The sequence below is a fragment of the Pseudochelatococcus sp. genome, assembly GCF_050946405.1.
Taxonomy (GTDB): Bacteria; Pseudomonadota; Alphaproteobacteria; order Rhizobiales; family Beijerinckiaceae; genus Pseudochelatococcus.
The window spans coordinates 80,139-98,657 of sequence record NZ_JBMNUS010000010.1 but is presented as its reverse complement, the minus strand read 5'-3'; the positions used below and the strand labels follow the sequence as shown (position 1 = coordinate 98,657).

General features: G+C 68.6%; 16 protein-coding genes. 6 read left to right on the top strand and 10 right to left on the bottom strand.

The features are described from left to right. Positions 1-189: 189 nt before the first annotated feature. On the top strand, positions 190-396 hold the full coding sequence (locus tag ACOYJQ_RS15005; RefSeq protein WP_433459512.1) for a YgaP family membrane protein: 207 nt from the start codon (positions 190-192) through the stop codon (positions 394-396). Positions 397-408: 12 nt separating this feature from the next. Next, a complete protein-coding gene (locus ACOYJQ_RS15000) occupies positions 409-747 on the top strand; it encodes an ArsR/SmtB family transcription factor (RefSeq protein ID WP_433459511.1) in 339 nt (112 codons plus the stop codon). 12 nt (positions 748-759) lie between these two features. On the opposite strand, the gene ACOYJQ_RS14995 is transcribed toward ACOYJQ_RS15000, so the two are convergent. Continuing rightward, positions 760-1,230, bottom strand: a complete 471-nt coding sequence (locus ACOYJQ_RS14995; RefSeq protein WP_433459510.1) for a DUF1036 domain-containing protein — start codon at positions 1,228-1,230, stop codon at positions 760-762. Between the two features lie 247 nt (positions 1,231-1,477). Between ACOYJQ_RS14995 and ACOYJQ_RS14990 the strand changes: the two genes are divergently transcribed. After that, positions 1,478-1,735, top strand: a complete 258-nt coding sequence (locus tag ACOYJQ_RS14990; RefSeq protein WP_433459507.1) for a DUF2312 domain-containing protein — start codon at positions 1,478-1,480, stop codon at positions 1,733-1,735. Between the two features lie 114 nt (positions 1,736-1,849). Here the strand turns inward: ACOYJQ_RS14990 and ACOYJQ_RS14985 are convergent, their stop codons facing one another. The 3 genes from ACOYJQ_RS14985 to ACOYJQ_RS14975 form a co-directional block, all read right to left on the bottom strand. Beyond that, positions 1,850-3,811 carry a DUF882 domain-containing protein gene (locus tag ACOYJQ_RS14985; RefSeq protein ID WP_433459505.1) on the bottom strand — a complete coding sequence of 654 codons (1,962 nt, stop codon included), beginning with the start codon at positions 3,809-3,811 and terminating at the stop codon, positions 1,850-1,852. A 205-nt stretch (positions 3,812-4,016) separates the two neighbouring features. Then, positions 4,017-5,906 carry a L,D-transpeptidase family protein gene (locus ACOYJQ_RS14980; protein ID WP_433459502.1) on the bottom strand — a complete coding sequence of 630 codons (1,890 nt, stop codon included), beginning with the start codon at positions 5,904-5,906 and terminating at the stop codon, positions 4,017-4,019. 58 nt (positions 5,907-5,964) lie between these two features. Further along, a complete protein-coding gene (locus ACOYJQ_RS14975; RefSeq protein ID WP_433459500.1) occupies positions 5,965-7,518 on the bottom strand; it encodes a sigma-54-dependent transcriptional regulator in 1,554 nt (517 codons plus the stop codon). Positions 7,519-7,761: 243 nt separating this feature from the next. Between ACOYJQ_RS14975 and ACOYJQ_RS14970 the strand changes: the two genes are divergently transcribed. Then, complete coding sequence (locus tag ACOYJQ_RS14970) at positions 7,762-9,576, top strand: M3 family oligoendopeptidase (protein WP_433459499.1); 1,815 nt, start codon at positions 7,762-7,764, stop codon at positions 9,574-9,576. 65 nt (positions 9,577-9,641) lie between these two features. Here the strand turns inward: ACOYJQ_RS14970 and ACOYJQ_RS14965 are convergent, their stop codons facing one another. From ACOYJQ_RS14965 to ACOYJQ_RS14955, 3 genes are all read right to left on the bottom strand, one after another. Beyond that, entirely contained in the window at positions 9,642-10,439 is a 798-nt protein-coding gene (locus tag ACOYJQ_RS14965) for an ABC transporter ATP-binding protein (protein WP_433459498.1), read from the bottom strand. Beyond that, entirely contained in the window at positions 10,436-11,560 is a 1,125-nt protein-coding gene (locus tag ACOYJQ_RS14960; protein ID WP_433459495.1) for a FecCD family ABC transporter permease, read from the bottom strand. The genes ACOYJQ_RS14965 and ACOYJQ_RS14960 overlap by 4 nt, the downstream gene beginning before the upstream one ends. Before the next feature lie 103 nt (positions 11,561-11,663). Beyond that, complete coding sequence (locus ACOYJQ_RS14955; protein WP_433459494.1) at positions 11,664-12,617, bottom strand: energy transducer TonB; 954 nt, start codon at positions 12,615-12,617, stop codon at positions 11,664-11,666. A 329-nt stretch (positions 12,618-12,946) separates the two neighbouring features. Between ACOYJQ_RS14955 and hemH the strand changes: the two genes are divergently transcribed. Next, complete coding sequence (hemH, locus tag ACOYJQ_RS14950; protein WP_433459491.1) at positions 12,947-14,032, top strand: ferrochelatase; 1,086 nt, start codon at positions 12,947-12,949, stop codon at positions 14,030-14,032. A 145-nt stretch (positions 14,033-14,177) separates the two neighbouring features. After that, positions 14,178-15,167 carry a KpsF/GutQ family sugar-phosphate isomerase gene (locus ACOYJQ_RS14945; RefSeq protein WP_433459489.1) on the top strand — a complete coding sequence of 330 codons (990 nt, stop codon included), beginning with the start codon at positions 14,178-14,180 and terminating at the stop codon, positions 15,165-15,167. Between the two features lie 63 nt (positions 15,168-15,230). Here ACOYJQ_RS14945 and aztD read toward each other — a convergent pair whose 3' ends face one another. The 3 genes from aztD to ACOYJQ_RS14930 form a co-directional block, all read right to left on the bottom strand. Next, positions 15,231-16,481: a zinc metallochaperone AztD gene (aztD, locus tag ACOYJQ_RS14940; protein ID WP_433459488.1), complete on the bottom strand. Its 1,251-nt coding sequence runs from the start codon at positions 16,479-16,481 to the stop codon at positions 15,231-15,233. A 51-nt stretch (positions 16,482-16,532) separates the two neighbouring features. Next, positions 16,533-17,519, bottom strand: coding sequence for a zinc ABC transporter substrate-binding protein AztC (aztC, locus tag ACOYJQ_RS14935; protein WP_433459487.1), 987 nt, complete (start codon positions 17,517-17,519; stop codon positions 16,533-16,535). 266 nt (positions 17,520-17,785) lie between these two features. Next, a complete protein-coding gene (locus ACOYJQ_RS14930) occupies positions 17,786-18,427 on the bottom strand; it encodes a hypothetical protein (RefSeq protein WP_433459485.1) in 642 nt (213 codons plus the stop codon). Positions 18,428-18,519: the final 92 nt, after the last annotated feature.

Here is an 18,519-nt window from a genome sequence, read left to right as displayed (position 1 = left end):
GTGGCGGGGTGCGCAAGCGCCCCGCCACGGCGCTTTCATACGACGACCGGAACCACAGGTTGTCACGGCATGAGCTATAAATTTTCGATTGCATTTTCATTATATAAAAAATACGAAATAATATGAGCCGCGCGTATTCCGCGTTCGCCTGCGGCGCGGTTGGCGGGCGGGTATTCAATGGAGGGTTTCATGACCGGCAATGTTGGTGGTATTGATCGCATCCTGCGCATCGTCGCGGGCCTTGTCGTCCTGTCGCTCGTGTTCGTTCTGGAGGGCGACATGCGCTGGTGGGGTCTGGTGGGGCTGGTGCCGCTGGCGACGGGGCTTTTCAGCTTCTGCCCGCTCTATTCTTTGTTCGGATTTTCGAGCTGCCCGCTGAAGGGGCGGCGCAACTGATTGGACAAGCCTTTGGCTGGCAACGCATCCGATTTATCCGACAGGCTTTCTCCCGCGACCGCGGCGTTGCGTGCGAGCGTGGGGGAGGCGTCGCAATTCCTGAAGAAGCTGTCGAACCCCGACCGCCTGCTCGTCGTCTGCGCGTTGGTGGACAACGAGCTGTCGGTGCGCCAGCTTGAGGATCAGCTCGGCATCCGTCAGCCGGGATTGTCGCAGCAACTGGCGGAACTGCGCTCCGCCGGACTGATCGAAGGCCGCAAGGAGGGCCGGGAGGTCTTCTACCGGCTTGCCGATCCGCGCGCGCGCACCTTCATGGCGACCGTCCACCAGCTTTTCTGCGCGCACGATTGACGGCGCGGCGCCTCACCGCCCCGCCGCGCCCTGCTGGTTCTGCTCCGTGAGCTGGATGGTCCAGCTTTTCTGCTGGCCGGTATCGACCTCGAAAAAGCCGGTCCTGTCATAGCCGCGCGCCAGGCAATCCTCGATGCCGCGAATGGCGAACTCCGTCTCGCGCGTGCACATCAGCGACTTGCCGGACCATTCGCCGCCGCGATCGTAATCGACGGCATGAATGTAGTAGTAGCGCGCGGCGAGCGCGCCGGTCACGAGCGTCTCGCAGTCGCGCACGCCGAGGTTCCACCATCCTTCCGTCTGCCAGCCCCGGCCGTCGCGATATCCCAGCGCCACGCCGACGCGGCTTGTCGTCATGTTGCAGATCCGCAGGTCGGCCTGCGCCTCGCCCGTCCCGAGCAGGACGAACCCCAGCCCCGCCAGCACGAGCGCGACGGCGGGCGAAAGACGGCGGACAGGTTGCGGAACGGACGGACGACGCATGATGGCAAGGCTCTCCTTTTCGGCGGCGGAAGCGGCGCAGACCGCGCGTGCTGATTTTGCCTCACCGGCACCGTCGCCGCCAGCCGGATTTCCATATCGCGGGGCGGGTCCCGCATGTTCCGGTGCATAATTTCGCACGAAACGGGGGGCGGCGCGGAAGCCGCGCTGGCGAAGCCCGCCATCAACCTCTAGTCTGCACCCACAACGGATTTCAGGGCTTCGGCCCGACAGTCACGAGCAAGGATACATGGTCACAGACGTAGCCGACAGCGGCGTCGCCGCCGACGAACTGAAGCAATTCATCGAACGGATAGAACGCCTTGAGGAAGAGAAAACGGCTATCGCCGGCGACATCAAGGAAGTGTACGCGGAACTGAAGGGCCGTGGCTTCGACGCCAAGGCGATTCGCAAGATCGTGCAGTTGCGCAAGAAGCCGGCAGAGGAACGCGCCGAGGAAGACGCCATCCTCGACCTCTATCTACAGGCACTGGGAATGCAAGCCTGACGCCGGAACGACCTGCGGCGTTTCCGCGTTCCACTGAAACGCGGAAACGCCGTATTCCCTTGTTCGCGTGCGATCTTTTCCCGAAAAGCGATGTCCGCCCGCCGGGAAGCCGCCTTATTGGCCGAAGCGGGCGACGGGAAGCGGCTTGACGGCGGGGCCGGTGAAGCTGTTCGTCGACAGTTCCGCCGCATCTCCATCCTTCGAGAAGCCCATACGAACCACGACAGTCGGCGCGGCCGCCCGCACGGGCGCGGGCATGCGCGCGGCGGGTGCGGCGGCAACGACTTTCGCCGTGCTCACCCTGGCACGCGGCGAGGGTTCGGCGTCAGTCACCGCCATGGCGAAAAGCTGCCGCAGCGCGTTGCGCTCGTCGTTGGCGACCGTCGCCGCCCCGGCTGGCAGCGGCGGCGTCATGCGGGCGCGGGCCGGCGACGAAGATGGGCCGGAGGAAGACGCACTCGACGGCGGCGCGGCAAGCGACGGCGCGGCCAGGACGGGGCGCGCGGGCGGAAGAGGCGGCGCGACCGGCGCGGTCGGCGGCGCATAGGCAAGGGCGGCGGTCTGGATGGTGGTGTCGACGCCGGCCGGTGCGGGCGCGGATATGGACGCGCCCACTGACGCGGCGGCGATGGCGGCAAGGGCGCTTTTCGCCGGATAATCGCCGGCGGCCGCCGGCTGGTCCGGCCCCAGCTCGCCGGGCCGCACCGGCGGCAACGGCACGGAGGATACGGGAAGCGCCGCGGCGAGAACCGCCTGCGCGGGCGGCTCCACGGCCGGCGCTTCTCCCGGACGGCGCGGCGGCAGCGGCAGCATGGCGAAGGTGGTGACGGGCGCGGAAACGGGCAGCGCCGCAGGCGCTTCCGGCGCCGGGGCGTCGGGGCGCGCGACCGGCAGCGGCCCGTCGAAGGCGGCCACGGCCGGCGCCTCCCGCACGGCGGACTCAACCGGCACGGGCTGGCGCGCGATGACCAGCGGCGTCGTGGGCAGCGAAGGCGCGGGAACGGGCACCGGCGGCGCAACCGGGACGGGAGCCGGCGGGGGCTGGCGCACCGGCGTAGGCGCGGGAGCAGGCGCAGGCCGTGTCCGCGCTTCCTGCGCGGCCGGGCTGCGGGCCTGGTTGGTGACGAAGAAGCGACGGGTGTCTCCGCCCTCGTCATCGTAGGCGCCGGGGGAACCACGCGATGCGGAGGCGACCACCTGACGGCGCGAGGTGCTCTCCGCCATCTGCGTATCCTCTTCCTCGTCGGCACCGCCGAACAGCGCGGCCCACAGGCTGCGACGCCGCTCGGGCAGCGCGGAGGCGACCGCCGAGGCCACCGGCCCCGTGACGCCCGGCACGAGATCGCCGCGCGCGATGATCATCCGCTTCGCGTCTTCATACCCGTCGAGCGCCCGGCCGTCGGCGGGCAGATGCACCGTCTTGCCGTCGGGGAACAGCCGGGCGAGCTGGTTGCGCGGCATGCGCGGCCAAGAGCGAACGGAGCCCGAATCGAGATGGACGAAGGGCACGTTGGGATAATAGCCGACGCCACCCCGCTGCAACCGCATGCCGATGGCGCGCACCGTCGCCATGTTCGCATCCGGCAGCGCGAAATCGAGCGCCCTGCCCTGCATGTGCTGGCTGTTCTTCGCCACCGCGCTGGAGCGGCGGCGAAGCATGGCGTTGGTCTTGGGCGAGCGATAGGCGGACAGCACCTTCACCTCTCCCCGCGATCCAGCCTCGCGCTGCACGGCCCACACGATATCGAACAGCTTCGGGTCCATCGAGGTGGTTTCGTCGTTGCGCCAGTCGCGCAGGAACCAGTTGAGTTTCTGAAGCTCCGCCCGGTCGTAGCGACCGTTGCGGCGGAACGTGACGGTAAGCGATTCGCGCGTGTGGGCATGATAGAACGACAGGGTGCGCGTATCGCCGTTGGCGACGGCATCCTGGAGCCCTTCCGTGCCCGCGACGAGCGTCACGGTGACGCTTGCCGCGCCGAGCAGGCCGCAGAACGCCCGTCGCAACGCCCGCCCGCGAGCGGCGCCGGGTTTCAGGATCGGAAGTGGCGGTGTCAGCCATGCGCGCGTGAAATGCACAAAAAATCTCGCCCGTTGCACGACCGTCCCCGAACTTCCCGGCGACCATCGCTACGTTTGACAGACTCGGCGGAACCGCACAGCCCCGCCCGTCCAACTCTTGCCCAGATGCCTTAACGAGAAGTTAGCTGTACGCGAAAAAATCATCAACCTGTGGCCCGCAAGAAACACGGCAAAATCGCGCCGGCCGATGCGGAATGGCCCCTCAGCGCGCGGACGCCGCGCGATCGAGGGCTTCGAGCGCCGTCTTCAAGCGCGCGTCATAGCCGTAGACGTCAGGCGAGGTCACGATTTTTCCGTTCTCTTCGACGCGCAGCGTAAAATAGGTGAGATGGATCGGCAGCGGTTCCTCCAGCCGGATGCTGCGCTCCTTGCCGCCCATCAGCCGTTCGAGACGCGCCTGCGTCCAGCCATTCCCAAGCACTTTTTCGGCAAGTAACAGTGGATTGTCGACACGCACGCAACCGTGGCTCAAAGCCCGCTTGCTCTGCCGGAACAGGCTGCGGTTGGGCGTATCGTGCAGGTAGATCGCAAGGTCGTTCGGAAACATGAACTTGACCCTGCCGAGGGCGTTGCTCTCTCCCGGCGGCTGGCGCACGCGCACCGTCTTCCCCTCGCGGATGATCTCGTAGCCGCGCCGCGCGGCATAGCCGGGATCGCGCGCGAGAGCCGGCAGGATTTCGTTCTTCACGATCGAGGGAGGAACGTACCACGACGGGTTGACGACGATGTAGCGCATGGTGTCCGAGAATACCGGCGTCGGACTCTCCGGCTTGCCGATGATGCCGGCGGTCGTATGGACGACCTTGCCGCCTTCCACGATCTTCACGTTCTGCTCGGGAACGTTCACGAGGGCGTGCCTGTCGCCGAGATCGTGCGGGAACCAGCGCCAGCGCTCCATGTTGATCCGCAGCGCCATCAGCAGCCGTTCGGGATCGCCCCCGCTCACCGCGGGCATGTCGCCGCCGCCGGCCAGCGCCACCACGGTGCGGCGATTGAACGCACCGTCGCCCGGCAGCCCGCGTTCCTTCTGGAAGGCGGCTACGGCATCGGCCAGCGCCTGATCGTAGAGGCTCGCGCTCTCGCCGTCGTCCACGGGACTGAGGCCGAGACGCGCGCGGATGAGCGGCACGCGCGCATCCCGCATGCCGATCTTCAGCGTGGGGCCGTGCTGCAAGCGCGCCATCGGCGCGCCGGCGCGGCCGTCCCGCCCCTTCAGCGCGAGAAAGCGGTCGCGCAGCGCCGCATATTGCGGCGCGCGCGGCTGGTAGGCTTCGAGGATCGCGCCCGCTCCCGCCGCCCCGCCGGCCACGGCGGAGAGCACGGCGTCGGCGGGCGGCAGGTCGAGCGCGGGCATGACGAGCGTGCCGATGCGGCGGCGGTTGAGGCGCGCGCCGCGCGCATCGCGCGCGTAGGAGACGATCGCCATCGACAGCGCGATCTCCGCCTCGGCAAGCACGTCGAGCCTTTCCGCATCCGGCCTTCCCGCGCCGGGCCTTCCCCCGCCGGCTTCGGGCACGCGGTAGCTTTCCGGCGCCAGGCCGTGAGAGCCGGCATCCGCCAGCACGGCGCGCGCGCCGCGCGCCGCCGCGTTCCATGCGCCGTCCCGCAGCCAGAAGGGCGCGAAGCCCCGCGCCTCATAGATGCCGGCGATGGCCTCGCGCACGTCGCGCGGCAGCCCGATGCCCGGCGCACTCCCCTCTTCCCGCAGGCGCACGCCGATCATCGTCGGCAGATCCGGCGCGGAAACGGTCACGGGCAGCGGCGCTTCCGGCGGCGGCAGGCCGAGTTCGTCCGGCGCTCCCGCCGCACCGGCGCGGAAACGGGCGACCGGGGGAAACAGGAAGTCGCCGGCCGAATCGCCGCCGGCGGAGCCGATGGACCCCGTGATCAGGGGATCGGCTGCTGGCCGCGCGGGAGCCGCCTCACCCGGAAGCGGCGCTTCGGCAAACGATTGCGCGCGAGCGGACGGCGCCGCGAGGGCGCATGCGATCGCGAAACCCGCCGTCGCGGCCGTCCGCGCGAGGCCGGCGCGCCATGAGGAGCCCGCTCCCGCGCTGTCCCGCGCCGATCCGCCGATATGAAGCCCGTCCATCGCCCACTTCTCCCCGCGTCAGGCGCCTCCCCGGCCGTCTCCGGCGCAGGAAACCCGTTCAGACCGCGATCTGCGAATCCTCTCGATCGGCATCGACGCCCGGCTGCCGGCCGGACATCACGAAATCCTCCTCGGTCCCGCCATCGACCGCGCCCTCAAGACCAACGCTCTTGAGTTTGCGATAAAGCGTCGAGCGCCCGATACCGAGACGGCGCGACACCTCCGACATGCGTCCGCGATAACGGCGGACCGCGAAGCGTATGATATCGGCTTCGAGCGATTCGAGCGAACGCATGTCGCCGTCACCGTCGACGAGCGTCACCGCGTCGGGATCGATCGCCCGCATCCCGGCGTCGTCGAACGCCGCGCCGGCGAAAACCTCCGCCCGCACCGGCGGCGCATGGCCGGCCGTCATGCGGGCCGCGATCTGCGGCAGATCGGCGACCGTGATCCGCTCGCCCTCGGCGAGGACGACGGCGCGGAACATCGCATTCTCAAGCTCCGCCACGTTGCCCGGCCACGCATAGCCGCGCAGCAGCGCCAGCGCGTCCGGCGCGATGTCGTGCACGGCCTTGCCTTCGGCCGCCGCGAAACGGGCGAGAAAGACCAGCGCCAGCGCGCCGATGTCGCCGTGCCGGGCGCGCAGCGGCGGCAGCGTGATGGGCAGTACGCTGAAGCGGTAGAAAAGATCCTCGCGGAAGGCGCTCCGGCGCACGGCGTCCAGCAGGCTCGCGCGCGCGGCGGCGATCACCCGCACGTCGGCGCGCGCCTCCGCGCGCGACCCGCGCCGCGGCCGCTCCTCGACATCGTTGACGAGCCGCATCGCCTCCGCCTGCAACGACGCGGGCAGCGCATCCACATCATCCAGATAAAGCGTGCCGCCCTGGGCCTCGCGCACGCGCGCCGCGAACAATCCCTGTTCCAGGCTGGCCGGCGTCGCCACGGCGCAGCGCAAGACCGTGAACGGACGCGCCCGGCGCTCCTCCGCGCCGGCGACACCGGCGTGAATCAGCCGGGCGATCGTCTCGCGGCCGCTGCCCGCCTCGCCCTCGATCAGCACCGGCAGGCCGGGCGCGCGCGCCGCCCGCGCCGCGACGGACAGCGCCCTCTCCATCGCGGGATCGTCGGCGACGAAGCCGGCGAGCGAGGCATGACGGCCGCCGGCGCCCTGCACCGGCGCCTGCGCGCGCAGGACGTCCATGCGCATGACCTGCAAGCGCAGCGCCTGCATGCGCAAGGCGTTGGCGATCGACACGGCGAGACGCTCCGGGCTCACGGGCTTGACGAGAAAATCGGCCGCCCCCGCCCGCATCAGCCGCGCCACCGCGTCGGCCGCGCCCGGCGCCACGGCCGCGATCACCGGCGGCGCGCCGTGCCGGGCGGCAAGGCCCGCCACCGCGCCCTCCCCGCCCTGCATCGCCGCATCCGCAATGACGACATCGATCGCCGGCCCGGAAGGCGGATGCGGCTGGCGCGGCGCGGCGACCGCGAGCAGGGAACGCGCGCGCGCGAGCGACTCGGCCACGACGGCCCGATGCCCCAGTTCCTCGGCGACCCGCGCCATCCGCCCGCGCTGGACCGCATCGCAATCGACAATAAGAATGGTCGCCATCGCCGCCGGAAAGTTGACTGCCCGATACGATACCCGCCGGAAAACGGGCGTGAAACCGGGGAAACCATATACCGGTTCCCCGCCGGCGCAGGTTGCAACGGCGACGGTTAAGCATCCGTTAACGTTGATATTACATCCACGCGGCGCAAGCCGTCCGTTGCGCGGGAAGAAGGCATTCATTAAGTTCAACGTCCGTCCCGATCACATGTCATGCCAATGCCGCGATTCTGGAGTCAGCGCCTCATGCCCACCAGCGCCGTTTCATCGACCCCCGCCTCCCTCGGCGACCTGCCGGAATGGGACCTGTCGGACCTCTATCCGGCGATCGACTCTCCCGTCTTCGCGGCCGATCTGGAGCGGGCCGGCGCCCTCGCGGCGGCCTTCTCGCAGACCTACGCGGGCAAGCTGGACGGCCTGCTGCGCGGCGCGAGCGCCAGCGCCGATCTCGGCGAGGCGGTGCGCCGATATGAAGCCATCGACGACCTGACGGGCCGTCTCGCCTCCTACGCCGGCCTCGTCTACGCCGGCGACACCACGGACCCGGCGCGGGCCAAGTTCTACGGCGACACGCAGGACAAGCTCACCGCGGTCGCGACCGATCTGCTGTTCTTCGCGCTCGAACTCAACCGGCTGGACGATGCGCTGCTGGCGCAGGCGGCCGCGCAGGAGCCGCTGGCGCGCTGGAAGCCGTGGCTCGACGATCTCGCCAGGGACAAGCCCTATCAGCTTGACGATGCGATCGAAAAACTCTTCGTCGAAAAATCCGTGACCGGGCGTGGCGCCTGGAACCGCCTCTACGACGAGACGCTCGCCGCCCTGCGCTTCGAGGTGCGCGGCGAGAAGCTGACGCTGGAGGAAACGCTCAACAAGTTGCAGGAGCCCGAAGCCGATCTGCGGCGGGACGCCAGCGAGGCGCTCGCGAAGGTGTTCGCCGACAACGCGCGCGTGTTCACGCTGATCACCAACACGCTGGCCAAGGACAAGGAAATCTCCGACCGCTGGCGCGGTTTCCGGGACATCGCCGATTCCCGCCATCTCTCCAATCGCGTGGAGCCGGAGGTCGTCGCGGCGCTCACGGAAGCCGTGCGCGCCGCCTACCCGCGCCTGTCGCACCGCTATTACCGGCTCAAGGCGCGCTGGCTGGGCAAGGACGTGCTGGAGAACTGGGACCGCAACGCCCCGCTGCCGGAAACCGACAACCGCGTCATCGGCTGGGACGAGGCGCGCGCCACGGTGCTCGACGCCTATGCCGGTTTCTCGCCGCGCATGGCCGACATCGCGCGCGACTTCTTCGACAAGCGCTGGATCGACGCGCCCGCCCGCCCCGGCAAGGCGCCGGGCGCCTTCGCGCATCCGACGGTGCCGTCCGCGCACCCTTATGTGCTGCTCAACTATCTCGGCAAGCCGCGCGACGTGATGACGCTGGCGCACGAACTGGGGCACGGCGTCCATCAGGTGCTCGCCGCGCCGCAGGGCGCGCTGCTCGCGCCAACGCCGCTGACGCTGGCCGAAACGGCCTCGGTGTTCGGCGAGATGCTGACCTTCCGCAAGCTGCTCGCCGCCACCTCCGACCCCGTGCAGCGCAAGGTGCTGCTCGCCGGCAAGGTCGAGGACATGATCAACACGGTCGTGCGCCAGATCGCCTTTTACCAGTTCGAGCGCAAGGTGCACACGGCGCGGCGCGAGGGCGAACTGACCAGCGGGCAGATCAACGATCTGTGGCTTTCGGTGCAGGGCGAGAGCCTTGGCCCGGCCATCCGGCTCAATCCGGGCTACGAGACTTTCTGGTCCTACATCCCCCACTTCATTCATTCGCCGTTCTACGTCTATGCGTACGCCTACGGCGATTGCCTCGTGAACTCGCTTTACGGCGTCTACGAGAAGGCGAGCGACGGCTTCGTGGAAAAATATTTCGCGCTGCTGTCGGCGGGCGGCTCGAAGAACTACCGGGAACTGCTCGCCCCCTTCGGCCTCGACGCGAGCGATCCGGCCTTCTGGCAATACGGCCTCAACGTCATCGACGGGTTTATCACGGAGCTTGAAGCGCTGGAGCGGTAAACCATACGTCCGTGCACCGGCCCGGAACGCGCGCGTTCCGGGCCGGTGCACGGCACTCAAGGCGCTCAGGGCGCGACGGCGCGGTCGGTCAGCACGATGGGGAAGCCGCGCGAGCACCGCTCCACCCGCCCCTCGATGCCATAGGCGCGGCGCAGCAGGTCGGGCGTCATCACCTCGCCCGGCGCTCCCGCCGCCAGCACGCCGCCGCCGCCGAGCACGACGATGGCGTCGCAGAAGCGCAGCGCCAGGTTGATGTCGTGGATGGCGATCAGGCAGATCGCCGCCTCGTCGCGGGTGATGGCGCGCACCGTCTCAAGCACGTTGAGCTGCCAGCGCAGATCGAGCGCGCTCGTCGGCTCGTCGAGCAGCAGCAGCGGCGGCTTGCGCACGAGCACCTGCGCCAGCCCGACCATCTGGCGCTGGCCGCCCGACATCTCGGACAACCGCCGCAACGCGAGTTCCCGCAGGTCGAGCGCGGAAAAAACCGCCTCCACGGTGCTCTCCACCTCGGCGGCGGAAAGATCGCCGCGCACGGCGCGCAGCGCGCTCGTCACCGCCTCATAGGCGACGAGCGAGGTGGACTGCGGCAGCGCCTGCGACAGATAGCCCACCAGCCGCACGCGCTTCGTCAGCGGCAGACGGGAAAGATCCGTATCGCCGAGCGCAATACGGCCGGATGACGCCCGCAAGCCCGCGATCGCCTTCAGCAGCGTGGATTTGCCGACCGCGTTCGACCCCACCACCGCCACCAGCGAACCGGGCGCGAGGGGGCCAATATCGAGATGGGAGAGCACCGGCACGCGGCCGTAGCCGACGCTGACGTCCGCAAGCCGCAGCGCGCCGCCCGCAACCGCATCGTTCATGCGCCCCTCCGGCGGGTGAGGATGAGCGCCATGAACAGCGGGATGCCGACGAGCGAGGTGACGATGCCCACCGGCAGGATGAGCCCCGGCACCAGCGTCTTGCTGGCGATGGACGCGAGCGACAGCACCAGCGCCCCGGCCAGCGCCGCGCCGGGCAGGTAGAAGCGGTGATCCTCGCCCAGCGCGAGGCGCGCGATGTGCGGGCCGACAAGGCCGATGAAGCCGATGGTGCCAACGAAGCACACGGCGGCGGCGGCGAGCAGGCTCACCCGCAGCATGACGAGCAGCCGCAGGCGCTCCACCGGAATGCCGAAGCTGCGCGCGTGATCCTCGCCGCCGCGCAGCGCCGTCATCGCCCAGACATGGATCATCGACAGCGGCAGGCACAGGGCCAGCACGCCGGCGACGATGGCGATCTTGCCCCAGGTGGCGCGCGTCAGGCTGCCCATGTTCCAGAACACGACCTGCTGGAGCGCGTCGGCGTCCGCCACGAACTGGATCAGGGCGACGAGGGCGTTCAGCACGAACACCATGGCGATGCCGAACAGCACGACGGTATCCACCGTCGCACCGTAGAGGCGCGACAGCGCCTGAATCAGCATGGTGGAGCCCACGGCGAACACGAAGGCGCCGAGCGCCACGCCGTAATTCTGGTCCAGCCAGGCCGGCAGCACATCGAAGACGATGACGACGGAAGCCCCGAGCATCGCCGCCGCCGATACGCCCAGCGTGAAGGGGCTCGCCAGCGGGTTGTTGAGCACGGTCTGCATTTCCGCGCCCGCAAGGCCGAGCGCCGCCCCCACGAGCACCGCCATCACCGCATAGGGCAGGCGCACGTCCCACAGGATGACGGCCTGCGCCCGGCTCAACGCGGCGGGATCGACAAGGCCGCGCAGGATGTCGCCGACCGCGAGGTTCGACGTGCCCGTCGCCACATCGGCCAGAAAGGACGCCACCAGCAGCGCGCAGAGCGCCGCCAGCACGGTGATCCGCACGGCGATGAAACGCGCGTATTGCCGCGACAGGCCCGCATGACCGCCGTTCATATCGCCGCCGCCAGCGCCCGCCGGCACCGTCTCTTCCCGCGCAATCGTCATCCGCACCTTCGGCCTGTGGCTCATGCCCCGGAGCCCGCCGGCGTTACAATAAAACGCCGGCGGGCTCTCACTTACTGATTTCGAGAGAACCCCCGTCGTTCGGACGATTCCCCCGACGGAAAGCGCTCTACCGCAGATTGAACCGGACCGGCACGGTCAGGGTCAGCGTGCCGCCCGGCACCTCCGGCGGAACCGGCGGCAGCGGCGAGGCGCGCTGTATCATGGCCAGCGTCTCCTGGTCGAGCAGGGGGCTGCCGGCGGTGCCCAGCAGGCGGTACGACAGCACCCTGCCGGAACGGTCCATCGTGAATTGCAGCCGGGCGACGCCGGTTTCGCCCCGCTGGCGCGCCATGGCGGGATAGCGCTTGTGGCGGTTGAGATGCGAGAGCATGCGGCTGCGCCAGGACGCCGGCGTGGCGGAGGGATTGACCGCTCCGCCCTGCGACGGCGCCGCCGAGCGCGAACCGGGGGCGCCGCGCGAACTCGGCGGCGCGGATGTGCGCTGCGCCGGCGGCTTCTCGCTGACCTTCGCCGGCGCCGGCTTGGGTTTCGGCTTGGGCTCGGCCCGCTTGCGCGGCTCGGGCTTCGGCTCCGGCTTCTTCTCGACCACCGGACGCGGCGGCGGAGGCGGAGGCAGGGACACCGCCGGCTCCGGCACGGGCGGCGTCTCGACCAGTTCGGGAACCGGATCGGGAGGAAGGGGCTCGGGCGGCGGCTCCTCGATCGGCTCCGGCTCCGGGATAGGCTCCGGCTCGGGAATCACCTCCGGTTCAGGCTCCGGCTCCTCGATCGGCGGCACCTCCTCGACAGGCGGCAGATCCTCCATCGGCGGCGCTTCCTCGGCCAGCGGGCCGGGATCGGCCGCCTCCGAAGACGCGGCTTCCGGCGCTGCGGCCATCGGCTCCATGTCGATCATCAGCGCGGCCGGCGGTTCGCCGGCAGGCGGCTCGCTCGTCCCCCACGCGTTCACCAGCGCGACAAGGCCGCCGTGCGCGGCGATCGCCACCACAGCCGCGAGTATCCAGCGCGGCACGCCATTCGGCTCGCGACCGTCGTCATAGTGAAAGGTTACTGAACTCATCGCGCCACAACTCAGGGAAACCAGCACTCACCCCGCCACACGCAGGCCCGGAAGGGGCGCATGGCGCATTAACATTCCGTAAAGTCGCGCAACAAGTAGCTTTCCCCGGCGAGAGAATCAAGCGGAATAATCAAATAATTTCAGCACCTTAACACTTTAGAAGCAGCAAAAACAGCCGAAAAAGCGCCATGTTCAAAACCAGTTACGCGCCCCCCGTTTCGCATTGCGTCCGTTTCGCCACGCACTTGTGAGGTTGGATCGGCGCGCAAATCGCATTACATGTTGGCGGCCCCGCGCCGGGCCGGGCGAACCGATGAAGGGATTTCCGCATGCCGCCAGCCGCCGCGCCGACCGCGACAGCCGACGATTTCCCCGTCTTCGAAAGCGGGCGTATCGGCGTCCTGCTGCTCAATCTGGGTACGCCGGAAGCGACCGATTACTGGTCCATGCGCCGTTATCTGAAGGAATTCCTCTCCGACAGGCGCGTGATCGAGACCTCCCGCCTGATCTGGTGGCCGGTGCTCAACCTGATCATCCTGACGAAGCGCCCCGGCCCCAAGGGCAAGGATTACGACAGCATCTGGAACCGGGAGCGCAACGAATCGCCGCTCAAGACCATCACCCGCGCGCAAAGCGAGAAACTTGGCGAGAAACTTGGCGAGAAACTTGGCGAGAAACTCGCGCGGCAGGCGCCGGAAGCGGCGGCGCGCGTCACGGTCGACTGGGCGATGCGCTATGGCCGGCCCGCCGTGGCGGATCGCCTGCGGGCCTTGCAGGCGGCCGGCTGCGACCGCATCCTGCTGGTGCCGCTCTATCCGCAATACGCGGCGGCGACCTCCGCCACCGCCTGCGACAAGGCTTTCGAGGCGCTGATGGCCATGCGCTGGCAGCCGACGGTGCGCGTCTCCCCGCCCTATTTCGACGATCCCGTCTATATCGAGGCGCTGGCGGCGAGCCTGAAGCAATCGCTGGCCGCGCTCGACTTCGAGCCGGAAAAGATCCTCGCTTCCTTTCACGGCGTGCCCAGGAGCTATATCCTGAAGGGCGATCCCTACCGCAGCCATTGCGTGCGCACCCATGCGCTGCTGTGCGAGGCGACGGGTTTCTCGCCGGAGCGGCTCATGCTCACCTTCCAGTCGCGCTTCGGCAACGAGGAATGGCTCACTCCCTATACCGACGAGACGGTGAAGGGGCTGGCGCAAGCCGGCGTGAAGCGGCTCGCCGTCATCACGCCCGGCTTCTCGGCGGATTGCCTGGAAACGCTGGAGGAAATCGGCGTCGAGAACCGCGACATCTTTCTGGAGAACGGCGGCGAGCGCTTCGCCGCCATTCCCTGCCTCAACGACACGCCCGAGGGCATGGCCGTCATCGACCATGTTGTGCGGCGGGAACTGCGCGGCTGGGTCGATCTCTAGAGCAGTTCGCGTTCAAATCGATCCATCGAATTGAACGCAAGTTGCGGTAAAATATGGAACTTGGAGCAGGATGGCGATTCAATCAGAACGGGAAAAACTCTGACCGCCCGCGGCCCATTCCTTTCACATCGGAGAATCCACCATCATGCCCGGAGCGCCTGGCGCGCCTTTCAACGCCCTCACTTCCGCCCTTGAAACCATCGAGACCGAACGGCAGGGACTCGACCAGCTCGCGCAAGCGCTGCGCAACGGGCTCGGCGAGCCTTTCCGGCAGGCGGTGGCGCGCATCCGGGAGGCGAGCGGCCGCGTGATCGTCACCGGCATGGGCAAATCCGGCCATGTGGGGCGCAAGATCGCCGCGACGCTGTCGTCGACGGGCACGCCCGCCTATTTCGTGCATCCGTCTGAGGCGAGCCACGGCGATCTCGGGCAGATCCAGGCGGACGACATCGTGCTCGCCCTCTCGTGGTCGGGCGACACGGCGGAGCTGGGGGCGATCCTCACCTACGCCAAGCGGTTCAGCATCGCGCTCGTCGCCATCACCGCCAACGCCGAATCGGAACTGGGGCGCGCGGCCGATATCGGGCTGATCCTGCCCAAAGCCTCCGAAGCGTGCCCGAACGGGCTCGCGCCCACCACCTCCACAACGATGCAGCTCGTCATCGGCGATGCCCTCGCCGTGGCGCTGATCGAGGCGCGCGGCTTTTCCGCGCAGGATTTCAAGGTCTTTCATCCCGGCGGACGTCTCGGCGCGCAATTGCGCTTCGTGCGCGACATCATGCATGGCGGCGAGAGGCTGCCGCTGGTGCGCACCGGCGCGCGCATGGCCGAGGCGCTGGTCGAGATGAGCGCGAAAGGCTACGGCTGCGTGCTGGTGGAGAACGCCGACGGCCGGCTGGCCGGCATCGTCACCGACGGCGACCTGCGCCGCCACATGAACAACGACCTGCCCGCGCGTCTCGTCGACGAGGTGATGACGCGCTCCCCCAAGGTCATCGCGCCCGACACGCTCGCCGGCGAGGCGGTGCGGATCATGGAGCACACGCGCATCAGCGCGCTCGTCGTCGCCGACGCCGCGGGGCGGCCGGTCGGCATCGTGCATATCCTCCACCTGCTGCGCGCCGGCACGGTATGACGCCGAACGGCCGGCGCGCGAAGCGCCGGCCGTCGACGAGGCGCGCAGGCCCGCACGATCCCGTCAATGGGCGTGCGCGTGCCCCTCACCTTCGGCATGGTCGTGAACCTGCCCCGTGCCGCCGACGGCGACGATGTTGAAGGGCTTGCCCTCGACGGCGATCTCGCCCGTCTTGCCGAAGTTCCCGGCGTCGACCACATGCAGTTTGCCGGCGAGCGGATCGGTGACGACCACCTTGTCGCCGGCGACGGCGACACGCGGGCGCGGATCGCTCCAGTGCCCATCCATCGAGTAGGGACCGGTCAGCGTCAGCGAACCGGCGATTTCGCCCTTCACCACATCGACGCGATGCAGCTTGCCGTCCTCGGTGAAGACATAGACGTATTGCGGCCGCACGGGATCGACGACGAAATGAACCCGGCGCGTCGGCAGTTGCACCAGCCGGAACGCCTCGGCCTCGGACGGATCGACAAGCACGATACGGTCGGCGCCGAAATTGCCGACGAAATATTGCAGGCCCTTGCCGCCGATCAGGGTCGACACGCTGCCCTCCGGCAACGATTTCGCATACGGCAGATGGCGGATTTCCGGCGCGTCGCCCTTCCGGGTGATCAGCAGAAGACCCGTGCCGCACGCAAGCGCGTAGATATCGCCCGATCCGGCGGAACCGTGCAGGCCGGGGCAAGCTGCATCTCCGCCCGCCTGCTTCCCGTCGAAGCCGACGATGCGCGCCCCGACCGGACGCTTCGAGGCATCTTCGGGATTGGGAATCGTCACGACGGCGTGGTTGTCGTAAGGCACGGCGACACCGTGATGCGCGGCTGTCACATCGACGGTGCGAACCTCCGCCTTGCCGTCGAGAACCGCTTTCTCCGAAAAGACGCGCGCGGCCTTCTCACCGTCGAACCATTGCGCGACGATGCCCTGCCGCTCCACGAAATGTGCCGGCTTCTGGCCCGAGAACACGGTATCAAGCAACTTCGGCTCGTCGACATCGATATCGGCATGGTCGCCATGGTCATGGAAGGCGATGCCCGTGGCGATCGCCGATACCTTGCCCGCTGCGCCCTGCACCGCGAAAACCGTCTCGCCGCTCCCCGTCCGATGCAGCGTCGCCGGCCCGTCGACCGTGAACGTGCCGAGCCTGTCGCCGTCGAGCGCATCGATGACATGGACCACGGGCTTCTCGTGATCGGAAACGAACAGCCGCCAGGCGGTGACGCTTTCATCGGCAAGGGCGTTGCCCGCGAAGGCCCCGCCGGCAAGGCCGAGCGCCAGGGCAAGGGCGGGAACGGATAACGACGTTCTTGGCATAGACGTTCTCGGCATAGACATTCTCGGCATATCTGTCTCCACTACGTTATTCTATTGCATGTTGATGCCGGTCGAAACCGGATGTTCCGTGACCCGGCGCGAAGCATCGGGCGCTGCGGCGGCGCGGATCGTGTCGACGTTGTGCCGCATCATCGCAAGGTAGGAGCGGGCCGGCCCCTCGGGCCCGGACAGTGCGTCCGAATAGAGGACGCCGCCCACGCGCATGCCGGCCTCGGCGGCGATCCGCTTCACGAGCCGGGCGTCGGAGATGTTTTCCGCCAGAACGGCCGCGACGCGCTTTTCCCGGATTTCGCGCACGATGCCGGCCACATCGGCGGCGGAAGCCTCCGCTTCCGTGGAGACGCCCTGCGGCGACAGGAACCTGACGCCATAGGCCCGCTCGAAATAGCGGAACGCATTGTGCGCCACGACGACGATGCGCTTTTCCGCCGGGATGGCGGCGATGGCCTTGTGAATGTCGCCCTCCAGCGCGTCGAGTTCGCCGAGATAGGCGCGGGCGTTGGCGCGGTAAATGTCGCAGCCGGCCGTGTCGGCGGCGCAAAGGGCCTGCGCGATGTTCCCGACGTAGACGCGGGCGTTGGCGACGGACTGCCATGCGTGGGGATCGAAGGGCGCCGCGTGAAAAACGGCCTTGCCGCCCACATAATGATAATGGCCGCCCGCCGGATCGCGCAGCACGTCGATGCCCGCCGTGACCTCGACGACGGGCGCGCTGGCGCCGCTCGCGGCGATGAGGCGCGTCATGAAGCCCTCGAGCTGAAGCCCGTTGATCAGAATGACGTCGGCGTGCGCCGCCGCGATGGCGTCGGACGGGCGAGGCTCGTACATATGGGCGTCGCCGTCCGGGCCGACGAGCGTGCGCAGTTCGATCCTCTCGCCGCCGATCCGCGCCGCGAAATCGCCGATGATGGAAAAGCTCGCGACGACGCGCAGTTTTTCCGCCATCGCCGCCGACGACATGGCGGACAGCGCGACCGCGACGCCCAGCGCCGCCCCCAGTTTCCTGAACCCGTTCATCCGCCGGTCATCCTTCGCTTCGCTCTCCGGCCTGCGGGCCGGACGACGCACCTTGAGCATCTGTCCCGCGCGCGTTCCCGTCGATCGGATGGTTCCATCCGATCGGAAAACGCTCTGACGCGAGCGCTTCATCGCAGCGCAAGGCATAATGTAATAACGTTTCATTTCTAGGCGATCCGCACCCGCTTGTCGAGCCCCTCCCGTAACGAAGGTTCCGGAGGTTTTTCGCGATTCAGAGGCAGGTGAGAATGTTCGGACAGGCGGGTTCAGAACCGTCGCCAGAGCGACAGCTCGCCGTAGGTGCCGCCCGCCGACCACCCGGCGGAAGCGCGCGCCTCGAAGCGCCACGGCAGCCGGACGCCGGTGGCGTGCGCGCCGAAGCGCGTCCGCTCGTCGCCCGTCGAGGAAAGCTCGGGGCCGAACCAGGGCAGGCCGTCGCCCGCCTTCCAGCCGACAGCCGCGCGCCATGACATGTAATCCGGCGTCACCTGCGCCCGCGCCGTCGCCATCCATCCGGCGTCGTCCAGCCATACATCGACGGAGGCCACGGGCCGGATGGTCGAACCCGCCTCAAGACCGCCGAGCACGGTGGTGATGGTCCGGCCCCATGCGAGACGCCACCCGGCCATGGCCGCGACGCGCGCCTCATACTCGAACGAGCGGCCGGCTTCGGCCGAGAAAACCGGCCCGGTGCGGTCGAGACCGCCGGGAGCGTGAAGCCAGCCGGCGCCGCCGTATCCGCCGCCCGGCGTTTCATCGGCGTAGAGGAACAGAAGATCGGTCGCGTCGTCTCCCCGCGCGGAGGAAACGACCAGCAGAAGCGCGGCCGCAAGAGGAAACGCCGTCATCCGGCGTGCGAAGCCCAAGCCTTCCGCCGCATCGCCTTCCGCCGCATCCCGGTTCCGCATTCCGGCGGCGCTTCCCGAAAACCTCGGGCCTCTGAATGACGAAAACATCTGATCATACGCCACTATCGCCTGAACAAGCGAAGAAAACCGAC

What these genes read in the sequence shown, in the direction of transcription:
- ACOYJQ_RS14965 (WP_433459498.1), bottom strand. Translation starts at nt 10,439, where the DNA reads ATGAACGATGCGGTTGCGGGCGGCGCGCTGCGGCTTGCGGACGTCAGC.
- ACOYJQ_RS14930 (WP_433459485.1), bottom strand. Translation starts at nt 18,427, where the DNA reads ATGCGGAACCGGGATGCGGCGGAAGGCGATGCGGCGGAAGGCTTGGGC.
- hemH (WP_433459491.1), top strand. Translation starts at nt 12,947, where the DNA reads ATGCCGCCAGCCGCCGCGCCGACCGCGACAGCCGACGATTTCCCCGTC.
- ACOYJQ_RS14980 (WP_433459502.1), bottom strand. Translation starts at nt 5,906, where the DNA reads ATGGACGGGCTTCATATCGGCGGATCGGCGCGGGACAGCGCGGGAGCG.
- aztC (WP_433459487.1), bottom strand. Translation starts at nt 17,519, where the DNA reads ATGAACGGGTTCAGGAAACTGGGGGCGGCGCTGGGCGTCGCGGTCGCG.
- ACOYJQ_RS14995 (WP_433459510.1), bottom strand. Translation starts at nt 1,230, where the DNA reads ATGCGTCGTCCGTCCGTTCCGCAACCTGTCCGCCGTCTTTCGCCCGCC.
- ACOYJQ_RS14945 (WP_433459489.1), top strand. Translation starts at nt 14,178, where the DNA reads ATGCCCGGAGCGCCTGGCGCGCCTTTCAACGCCCTCACTTCCGCCCTT.
- ACOYJQ_RS14955 (WP_433459494.1), bottom strand. Translation starts at nt 12,617, where the DNA reads ATGAGTTCAGTAACCTTTCACTATGACGACGGTCGCGAGCCGAATGGC.
- ACOYJQ_RS14960 (WP_433459495.1), bottom strand. Translation starts at nt 11,560, where the DNA reads ATGAGCCACAGGCCGAAGGTGCGGATGACGATTGCGCGGGAAGAGACG.
- ACOYJQ_RS14970 (WP_433459499.1), top strand. Translation starts at nt 7,762, where the DNA reads ATGCCCACCAGCGCCGTTTCATCGACCCCCGCCTCCCTCGGCGACCTG.
- ACOYJQ_RS14975 (WP_433459500.1), bottom strand. Translation starts at nt 7,518, where the DNA reads ATGGCGACCATTCTTATTGTCGATTGCGATGCGGTCCAGCGCGGGCGG.
- ACOYJQ_RS14990 (WP_433459507.1), top strand. Translation starts at nt 1,478, where the DNA reads ATGGTCACAGACGTAGCCGACAGCGGCGTCGCCGCCGACGAACTGAAG.
- ACOYJQ_RS15005 (WP_433459512.1), top strand. Translation starts at nt 190, where the DNA reads ATGACCGGCAATGTTGGTGGTATTGATCGCATCCTGCGCATCGTCGCG.
- aztD (WP_433459488.1), bottom strand. Translation starts at nt 16,481, where the DNA reads ATGCCAAGAACGTCGTTATCCGTTCCCGCCCTTGCCCTGGCGCTCGGC.